Origin of the sequence: Sulfitobacter sp. HI0129 (genome assembly GCF_001635395.1) — a bacterium.
Taxonomy (GTDB): Bacteria; Pseudomonadota; Alphaproteobacteria; order Rhodobacterales; family Rhodobacteraceae; genus Sulfitobacter.
This window is the reverse complement of sequence record NZ_LWGH01000440.1, coordinates 1-8,923: the sequence shown is the minus strand read 5'-3', so window position 1 is coordinate 8,923 and position 8,923 is coordinate 1. Positions and strand designations below refer to the sequence as shown.

The 8,923-nt window shown below is 61.1% G+C and carries 9 protein-coding genes; 5 read left to right on the top strand and 4 right to left on the bottom strand.

Annotated features, from left to right (window positions below):
- A partial coding sequence (locus A3764_RS11955; RefSeq protein WP_067951624.1) for a TRAP transporter substrate-binding protein occupies positions 1 to 786 on the bottom strand: 786 nt, incomplete at its 3' end.
- 23 nt (positions 787 to 809) lie between these two features.
- Positions 810 to 998 (bottom strand): hypothetical protein, encoded by a 189-nt coding sequence (locus tag A3764_RS11950; protein WP_067925355.1) that lies wholly within the window; start codon positions 996 to 998, stop codon positions 810 to 812.
- 153 nt (positions 999 to 1,151) lie between these two features.
- Here A3764_RS11950 and A3764_RS11945 point away from each other — a divergent pair, with 153 nt between their 5' ends.
- Both A3764_RS11945 and A3764_RS11940 read left to right on the top strand, forming a co-directional pair.
- Positions 1,152 to 2,207 carry a LacI family DNA-binding transcriptional regulator gene (locus A3764_RS11945; RefSeq protein WP_067925352.1) on the top strand — a complete coding sequence of 352 codons (1,056 nt, stop codon included), beginning with the start codon at positions 1,152 to 1,154 and terminating at the stop codon, positions 2,205 to 2,207.
- Between the two features lie 139 nt (positions 2,208 to 2,346).
- Positions 2,347 to 2,595 (top strand): TFIIB-type zinc ribbon-containing protein, encoded by a 249-nt coding sequence (locus A3764_RS11940; protein WP_067925349.1) that lies wholly within the window; start codon positions 2,347 to 2,349, stop codon positions 2,593 to 2,595.
- Between the two features lie 91 nt (positions 2,596 to 2,686).
- Here the strand turns inward: A3764_RS11940 and A3764_RS11935 are convergent, their stop codons facing one another.
- Complete coding sequence (locus tag A3764_RS11935) at positions 2,687 to 3,790, bottom strand: CaiB/BaiF CoA transferase family protein (protein ID WP_067925346.1); 1,104 nt, start codon at positions 3,788 to 3,790, stop codon at positions 2,687 to 2,689.
- Entirely contained in the window at positions 3,790 to 4,947 is a 1,158-nt protein-coding gene (locus A3764_RS11930) for an acyl-CoA dehydrogenase family protein (RefSeq protein ID WP_067925343.1), read from the bottom strand. The genes A3764_RS11935 and A3764_RS11930 overlap by 1 nt, the downstream gene beginning before the upstream one ends.
- A gap of 140 nt (positions 4,948 to 5,087) precedes the next feature.
- Here A3764_RS11930 and A3764_RS11925 point away from each other — a divergent pair, with 140 nt between their 5' ends.
- The 3 genes from A3764_RS11925 to A3764_RS11915 all read left to right on the top strand — a co-directional run.
- On the top strand, positions 5,088 to 6,008 hold the full coding sequence (locus tag A3764_RS11925; protein WP_067925340.1) for a LysR family transcriptional regulator: 921 nt from the start codon (positions 5,088 to 5,090) through the stop codon (positions 6,006 to 6,008).
- 157 nt (positions 6,009 to 6,165) lie between these two features.
- Positions 6,166 to 7,431, top strand: coding sequence for a sialidase family protein (locus tag A3764_RS11920; RefSeq protein WP_067925337.1), 1,266 nt, complete (start codon positions 6,166 to 6,168; stop codon positions 7,429 to 7,431).
- Positions 7,432 to 7,686: 255 nt separating this feature from the next.
- A partial coding sequence (locus A3764_RS11915) for a lysylphosphatidylglycerol synthase domain-containing protein (RefSeq protein WP_150122152.1) occupies positions 7,687 to 8,923 on the top strand: 1,237 nt, incomplete at its 3' end.

Below are 8,923 nucleotides of genomic sequence, written 5' to 3'. Positions count from 1 at the left end.
GCTCAGGATGTCCTTGAAGCCAAAGACATAGAGCGCGCCGACCGAGGGATCCAGCGCATCGGCCACACCCTGCTTGATCGCCGAAGGCGTCTCGCCCCAGGCCACCGGCGTCGGGTTCGCACCAACCATCGAATAATACTGCTGCAACATCTTGGACCCGGGCACGCGGAACTTGACGCCGCTCAGGTCGCCCGGCGTGATGACCTTGTTGCCGCCCTTCCGGATTGCGACCACCCGGGGGTCGATCACCACGTACATCAATGGCTTGAAACCGGCGGCCTCGATCTTGGGATGTACCTTGCCTTTCCAGGCGTCGGAATTCACCAGGTTGGTGAACCGCTGGTTGGAGCCGCAGAAATACGGCATGTTGATGAGGTCCACGGCGCTGGCAAAAGGCGCGAAGTTCGACAGGGAATGCTGGGCGCACTGTATCGTGCCGGTCTGAACGGCCTGAACAAGTGCCCCGCCCGCACCCAGCTGCCCCCCCGGTGCGAGCTTGACGTAGACCTTGCCATTGGTGGCGTTCTGGATGTTTTCCTTGAGGTCGAGCTGCATGATCGGATAGCTGCGCGAGGCTCCTAGCACGTAGGCCGTCGCGAGCGTCATGGTGTGCTCCGCCGCGGCTTCACGTTCCTTTTCTTCTCTGGCGGTCTGGGCAGAGGCCTCGCTCGACCAAAGCATGCCGCCTGCCCCCGCTACGAGCGCGGCGGTAAAGCTGCCCGAACTTGCGAGTTTCAGAAAATTGCGCCTTCCGTGCGAGGCGATCCCCGTTCTTTCACGATCCATTTTTTCCTCCCGTTGATGGTTCGTCAGTTGTCGTCGTTTTTCCTCTTTGCTGCGGCCTCCCGCCGCAGGATGGCGACAACGAATGCCGCCGACGCCGTGAACAAAAACACCATCTCCCATACGTCGCTGAAGAATTTCGCTCCTCCCGAAGCGCCGATCAGCACGTTGACAAGGAAGGCGGTGAAAAACGCGAATGCGAAAATCAAGAACACTTCTTGCTCCTTTAAGGGATTCGGCCTAGCCCTAATGTAAGCGCTTACATACGTGTAATGCAAGCGCTTACATTACTTGCTGAGATGTTTCTGCTATATGTATGAGGAGACGCACTTTTTCAGCCCGATGTCAGAATGTGAAAGACCAGACCCGTGGAAAAACAACCGGACCGAGCTGAGAAATACCGCCGCAGCGTGCCCTCGCCGACGCTCGAAGACGTCGCCACCCGGGCAGGGGTATCGACGGCCACGGTATCGCGCTGCCTCAACAATCCTTCTAAAGTCGCCAAGACGACCCGGGAGCGGGTGCTCGAGGCGGTAAGAACGCTTGGATATGCCCCCAACTTCGGTGCACAGGCTTTGGCGGCAAAGCGCACCAATACCTTTGGTGCGATCATCCCGACGATGGAGAACGCGATCTTTGCGCGTGGTCTTCAGGCCTTTCAGGAAGAATTGCAGCGCAACGGCATCACCCTGCTTGTGGCCAGTTCCTCCTACACGCCCGAATTGGAGGAGCAGCAGATCCGTGGCCTCGTCGCGCGCGGCGCGGACGCATTATTGCTAATCGGGCATGCCCGGGCGCCTCAGGTCTATGAATTCCTCGATGATCGTCAGGTACCCTATGTTATCACCTGGACCTATGAGGATTTCCAATCGCGGATCTCGATTGGCTTCGATAACCGGAAGGCAATGAAATGTCTGGCCGAACGGGTCATTTCGCTGGGGCATCGCAATATCGCGCTGATTACATCCCAGCGTAAGGACAATGACCGCGCCAGTCACCGCTGCGAAGGCATTCAGGACGCTATGGCGCTCCATGGGATCGATCCAGAAGGGCTGCGCATCGTCGAGACGCCCTATACCATCTCGAACGGCGCAGACGCCTTTGCTTCCCTCATGGAATCCGACCCGCGACCCACCGCGGTTTTGTGCGGCAACGATGTGCTGGCTGCAGGGGCCTTGCTGCAAGCCCGGAAGATGAACCTCGATGTTCCCGGTGACGTTTCGATTACAGGTTTCGACGACATCGAGATCGCCCAGATCGTGACACCGGCCCTCACGACGGTCCATGTGCCGCATCGTGAAATGGGAAAGGGAGCGGCACGTCTGTTGTTGGGGATGCGCAATGGTCAAATGCCAACTTCAAGTACTGAACTCGAAGCCCATGTCGTGCTCCGCGACTCCCTCGGACCGGCCCCGCGAATGTGATTCTGATTCAGTTTTTCGGAAGATGGATCAAGGGGCGCGGCCTTCAGCACTCCACCCGGAACCGCACTGCGACATTTGAAGAGGTTGCAGTTTGCATAGCGGGTGCCCAACTAACTACGAAATGAAGGAGGCTTAACTAATGCAATGTCCGATCGATGGAACACAATTGGTGATGACAGATCGCTCCGGTGTGGAAATTGACTATTGTCCCCAATGTCGCGGGGTCTGGCTGGACCGTGGTGAGTTGGACAAGATCATTGAACGGTCGCATCCCGAACCTGCACCACGGGAATTCTCCTCCCCGCGCAGTTCGGGGCATGATCCCCACGACAAATCCTATAAGAAGAAGCGCCGCGAAGGCTTCTTGAGTGAACTCTTTGACTTCTGAGTAGCTCTATCGCCGCAATTGGTCCGGAACTTTGGGCTTGTTGTCATCGTTCCGGTCGTTCTGAAGATGGCTGAGGCGGTTTATCGTCCCCTCAGCCATCTGGCGCGTTCAGCGCAGGTACTGGGCCGTATCCCCTCACCTCGCTCTCCCAGATCACCCCGGGCGCGGGGAGGGAGACCGGACCGCCTTCGGTCTCTACCGTGATCCGGCGCAGGTGCGGGTGGCGGGAGAGCCCTTCCATGTCTCTCAGCACGGCAAACGCAATCCCCGCCTTATCGAGCTGGCGGGCCATCTCGTCGCTTGGCACCTTGGCGAAGGCTTCCGCCACGATCCGGTCTGTCTCCGCCCGGTTGCGGACCCGGGCGACGTTGGTGGCGAACCGGTCATCCTCGCCCAGTCCGGGGGCGCTCAATATGTCCGCGCAGAGCTTTCGCCATTCCCGGTCGCTCTGGATCGAGATCAGGATCGGCGCGCCGCGCTGCATGTCAAACACCCCGTAAGGTGCGATCGAAGGATGCGCGAGCCCCACGCGTTCCGGGGTCTTCCCGCCTTCATGGTTCAACAGCGGCACCGTCAGCCAATCGGCCATCACGTCGAACATCGACACCGAAAGCTGCGCCCCCTGCCCCGTGGTGCCGCGCCGGATCAGCGCTTCGAGGATCGCGGCATGGGCAGTCGCGCCGGTGGCCACATCGACGATCGACATGCCTACGCGCGCAGGCTCCGACGGGCCGCCGGTGATCGAACAGAGCCCCGATTCCGCCTGCACCAGCAGATCATAGGCCTTGCGCTGCGCCATCGGGCCGGTGGTGCCGTAGCCGGTGATCGAACAGGTGATGAGGCGCGGATAGCGCCGCCGCAGTTCCGCCGGATCGAACCCCAAACGTTCCAACGCGCCCAGTTTCAGGTTCTGGATCAACACATCAGCCGTCGCGATCAATTCCGACAGTTCTGCCTTGCCCCCGTCCGAGCCAAGGTCAAGCGTGCGGCTTTCCTTGCCGCGGTTCAGCCATGTGAAATAGCTCGACTGCCCCGCCGCGACATCGTCGTAGCCGCGGGCAAAATCGCCTTCGGGCCGCTCGATCTTGATGACATGCGCGCCCGCGTCCGCCAGCCGAGCGGAAGCGAAAGGCGCCGCGACCGCCTGCTCCACGCAGATGACCTTCAGGCCTGAAAGCGGCAGATCGGCGCCCATCAGAAAGACCTCGGCATGCCGAGCACATGTTCGGCCACATAGGACAGGATCAGGTTGGTAGAGACGGGCGCCACCTGATACAGGCGCGTTTCGCGGAACTTGCGCTCCACATCGTATTCGCTGGCAAAGCCGAAGCCCCCATGGAACTGGATGCAGGCGTTCGCCGCCTCCCAGCTTGCCTTGGCGGCGAGGTACTTGGCCATGTTCGCCTCCGCCCCGCAAGGCTCGCCCGCATCGTAAAGCGCGCAGGCGCGATAGCGCATCAGGTTGGCTGCCTCCACCTCGATATAGGCTTCGGCGATTGGGAACTGCACGCCCTGGTTCTGCCCGATGGGCCGCCCGAAAACCTGCCGCTCACTGACGTATTTCGTGACCCTGTCGGTGAACCAATAACCATCCCCGATACATTCCGCCGCGATCAGCGCGCGTTCGGCATTCAGCCCGGTGAGGATGTACTTGAACCCCTTGCCTTCCTCGCCGATCAGGTTGTCCGCCGGGATTTCGAGGTTGTCGAAGAACAGCTCATTGGTTTCGTGATTGACCATGTTGCGGATGGGTTTCACCTCCATCCCGTCTTTCATGGCTTCCCGGATATCCACCAGGAAGATGGACAGCCCCTCCGACTTCTTCTGCACTTCCGAAAGCGGCGTCGTGCGGGCCAGCAGGATCATGAGGTCGGAATGTTGCACCCGGCTGATCCAGACTTTCTGCCCGTTGATGACATAGCGATCCCCCTTGCGGGTCGCTGTCGTCTTGATCTTCGTGGTGTCGGTGCCGGTGGTGGGTTCGGTGACCCCCATGGATTGCAGCCGCAGCTCGCCGCTGGCGAGCTTGGGCAGAATGCGCTGGCGCTGTTCGTCGGAGCCGTGGCGCACAAGCGTGTTCATGTTGTACATCTGGCCGTGACAGGCGCCGGAGTTGCCGCCCGCTCGGTTGATCTCCTCCATGATCACGGATGCCTCGGTCAGCCCCAGCCCCGCGCCGCCGTATTCCTCGGGGATCAGGGCGGCCATCCAGCCTTCACGCGTCAGCGCCTCGACGAATTTCTCGGGATAGCCGCGCTGGTGATCAACTTCCCGGTGATATTCGTCGGGAAACTGCGCACAAAGGGCGCGGATGCCATCGCGGATGTCCTGATGATCGGTGGATGTATTCAAGGGCTGGGCTCCGAGACTGGTCCGTACTACTGCGCCAGTTGAATCGCTTATCCTCTATCACGCAAATACCAAATTTTGTTGACCGCTATATCGCCTGCTTATACCCGTCAAGGCGGTCCGGAACCGTTGCGGGGAATGGCATGGATATCAAACAACTTCGGTATTTCGTTGCCATCGTCGAAGGGGGCTCATTCTCGGCCGCTGCCAAACGGCTCCGGATTGCCCAGCCGGCCCTTTCCCTGCAGATCCGCAAGATCGAGGAGGATCTGGGGATCAACCTGCTGCTGCGCGGTCCGCAAGGTGTGACCACCACGGAGGCTGGTGAAACCCTGCTGCACTCCGCCCGGAAGATCCTCAGCGACCTGTCGCAGACCGAGGACGAGTTGCGGAGCATGGGGCAGGAACCCTCGGGCATCGTTCGCATCGGGTTGCCCGGCACCATCAGTTCCATCCTCGCGGTTCCGCTGATCGCGCGGATCCGGCGGAAATACCCCAGGATCAAGCTCATCATCGCGGAGGCGATGAGCGGTTTCGTTCTGGAATGGCTTGAACACCGGCGCATAGATCTGGCCGTGCTCTACTCCGATAACCCTGCCCCGGGCTATTCAAGCAAAGCCTTGCTGCGCGAGGAACTGGTCATGCTTATCCCGCCCGAAGCGGCGCCGGATTGTCCCACGGTGGAGGATGCGATCGGGGATATGCCCCTGATCCTGCCAAGCAGCGCCCATGGCCTGCGCATGATGCTGGAGCAGATGTTGGCCAAGCGCACGATCCGGGTTGAACCCACCATAGAGGTGGACAGCTACGTCAACATCAAGCGCCTTGTCTCCAGCGGGTATGGCTGTTCCATCCTGCCGTTTCACGCGATTGCGCAGGACGTGGCCCGCGGTCATCTCGCAAGCCTGAAATTTGCTGCGCCAAGGCTCTGGCGCAGTGCGCATCTGGTCCATCAAAGTGCGATCCCCCTCAAAATCGCCGCGCAAGCCGTACATGATGAGATCCCTTTGGTCATTGACGACCTACTGGCCGACAACTCATGGGCGGGGGCGGAGCGTTTGTGATTGCTCAAGAGTGACCGCTCTTACCCAGCCAGCCATTCATGGTCCGGTAACCACGATGGCCCGCTCTCCATAATCTCATTTGCATTTCTGCGAACATCCCCCCCACCATGGGGCTTGTGTCATTCGCTAACGAACCATTCACGGAAAGGTCTTCCCTATGCGTCATCCTGTAGTCCCCGGCGTCATAAGCGCAGCTTTACTGGGCTTTTCCGGTGTTTCGGCTGAGGCACAGGTGTTCCTGACCCGGGAGGAGATCGCGACGCCGGCCGCGCTGAACTCCGAAGGTCCGTCCCTCGCGACGATGCCGGATGGCCGGGTTCTGATGTCCTGGATCGAGACAGACGGCCCGGTGCGCGCCGCTGTCAAGACAGCGGTTCTGGAGGGATCTGACTGGTCGGAGCCGGTCACGGTCGTGGAAGGTGACGACCTCTTTATCAATTACGCCGATTTTCCGGCGGTTGCCGCGCTGCCGGACGGCACGCTCGCCACCAGTTGGTCACGCATGAGCGGTGACAGCTATTATGCCTACGACACCGTCATTTCCCTGTCCCACGACGGCGGCGTCACATGGAGCGCGGGGACCGTGCCACATCAGGACCGGTCGGAGCGGCAGCACGGCTTCTTGTCGATGGTGTCCGACGGATCAGGCGGGATCACGACGATGTGGCTCGATGGGCAAAACTACGGAACTGTCGACACCCAGGGCGGCGTCGAGGGCGACGGGGATGCCATGCAGTTGCGCGCAACGACGCTTTCTTCCAACGGTGCGCTTACAGAAGAAATCCTGCTGGACGAACGCACCTGTAGCTGTTGCCAGACCTCGGCCGTCGCGCTGGATGATGGAACCATCCTGCTGGCTTACCGGGACCGGACGAAAGACGAGATCAGGGATATCTCCCTTGTACGCCAGATCGGTGGGAAATGGTCCGAGCCCATTGAGGTCAGCGGCGACGGGTGGGAGATTTCGGGTTGCCCGGTAAACGGGCCCGCGATTGACGCGCATGGCAGCCAAGTCGCCCTGGTGTGGTTCACAGCCGCGGATGACCTTCCCGCCGTAAGGATGGCATTCTCCGACGACCGGGGCGTCAGTTTTGGCGAGGCCAAGGGTATCGACCTTGGCGCGCCTTTCGGCGGTGTGGACGTGGTACAATTGTCCGACGGCTCGGCGCTCTTTAGCTGGGTCGAGCAGACCGCCGCGGGCGAGACCGTCCTTGTCTGCCGCGCCACCCCGACAGAGGGGTGCGGCACTCCGGCGTCGCTTACCCTTGTCCGCGCGGGCCGGACGATTGGCTTTCCACGCATGGTGGCGTCAGGCGGGAACGTCTGGATTGCGTGGAACGAGACGTTGCAGAACACCGGCGGGGGGAACTACGGCGCGCTGGTCGTTCGATTGGTCCATGCGACGGTGGAATTGACCCGATGAAAGGACTATAGGCGTCCTGCGTATGTGATTTTACCGGAAGGTGGTTAGCGTCCGAGGCCGACTCTTGTGGCTCTGTATCTTCTTCGAGGTACCTTACTGGCGGATACCTCTTTGCCTTCAGGACTCAACATCTTGCCATCAGGGCCCTTTCCCCTCCCGGAAACCTCACATCCGGCAAGGAAAGCGCGCACCGGGTGCCCATTCGACTTGAGACAGGCTAAGAAACAAAAAGATTGGTCGATCCGAGGGGAGCCCGTGCCGATTTCCGAGAACATCCTGTCTGCCGGGCTCTGGGCCCGCGTCAAACCACTGTTACCTTTCTTCTTCACGGCAGCCTTGTTCGCCTTGGGGGCCTGGGCGCTTTATCAGCTATTGAGGCCGGTCAACTTTCTCGAAGTCGCCGCTCAGGTCAGGGCCACGCCCTGGCATATCATCGCGCTCGCACTGCTCTGTACGATCGGTGGGTACATGGCGCTGGTGGGCTACGACTGGTCTGCCTTGCGCTACCTTGGCAAGAAGCTGCCGCTGCCGGTCATCTTCACCGGCGGGTTTCTCGGCTACGCTCTCGGCAATACGATCGGCGCGGGGCCGATCACGGGCGGTGCGGTGCGGTACCGGATCTATTCCGCGCTTGGCCTGTCTGCTTACGACATCGCCGGGATCGCCGTCTTCGGCTCTCTTGCTTTCGGCTTCGGTGCCACGCTGATGGGGTTCGGGGCGCTGGCCTACCGCCCCCATGCGCTGGATCCGCTCACGGCGATCAATGCCACCACCATCCGGTGGGTGTCGCTTGCCATCGTCGCCCTCTGCATAGGTTTTCTGGCCTTCCTCGCGACCCGCAAGTCAGAGATCACGCTGCGCGGTCATTCGTTGCGCATCCCGTCGCTGGGCACCATGCTGGGTCAGATCGTCTTTACCGCGACCGATATCCTTCTGGCCGGCACCGTGCTTTTTCTGCTGCTGCCCGCGAACGATCTCAGCTTCACCACCTTCCTGTCGGTTTTCACTGCCGCGGTTTTTGCCGGGGTTCTCAGCCATGTCCCCGGCGGCGTCGGGGTTTTCGAGGCGGTCATCATCGCCGCCCTGCCCGCATCCGTACCCGTCGAACAGGCCGCCGCCGGTTTGCTGTTGTACCGGCTGATCTATTATCTTGTTCCCTTTACCCTTGCGATGGTCCTGCTCGCGGTCACCGAGGCTCGTATGGCGAGCGGCCGGACCACCGGGCCGGTGATGCGCAGCCTCGCCCCCGTCTTCAAATCGGTCAGCGCAATCACGCCGCTCGCGATTTCGACGATGGTGTTCGGGTCCGGTGCGTTCATGCTGGTGGCCACACTGGTTCCCCCGGCGAGCGATCTCGCACAGGAGTACGAGGTTCTGCTGCCCCTCGCCTTCGTCGAGGGGGGCGCGCTCTTGTCCAGCATCATCGGGGCGACCCTCGTGGTCATCGCCCATGGCCTGCAACGGCGGGTGGAGGGGGCCTGGTGGCTCGCCC

Excerpts from the sequence above, each read along its gene's own strand:
- A3764_RS11920 (WP_067925337.1), top strand. The coding sequence starts at position 6,166 with ATGCGTCATCCTGTAGTCCCCGGCGTCATAAGCGCAGCTTTACTGGGC.
- A3764_RS11925 (WP_067925340.1), top strand. The coding sequence starts at position 5,088 with ATGGATATCAAACAACTTCGGTATTTCGTTGCCATCGTCGAAGGGGGC.
- A3764_RS11940 (WP_067925349.1), top strand. The coding sequence starts at position 2,347 with ATGCAATGTCCGATCGATGGAACACAATTGGTGATGACAGATCGCTCC.
- A3764_RS11935 (WP_067925346.1), bottom strand. The coding sequence starts at position 3,790 with ATGGGCGCCGATCTGCCGCTTTCAGGCCTGAAGGTCATCTGCGTGGAG.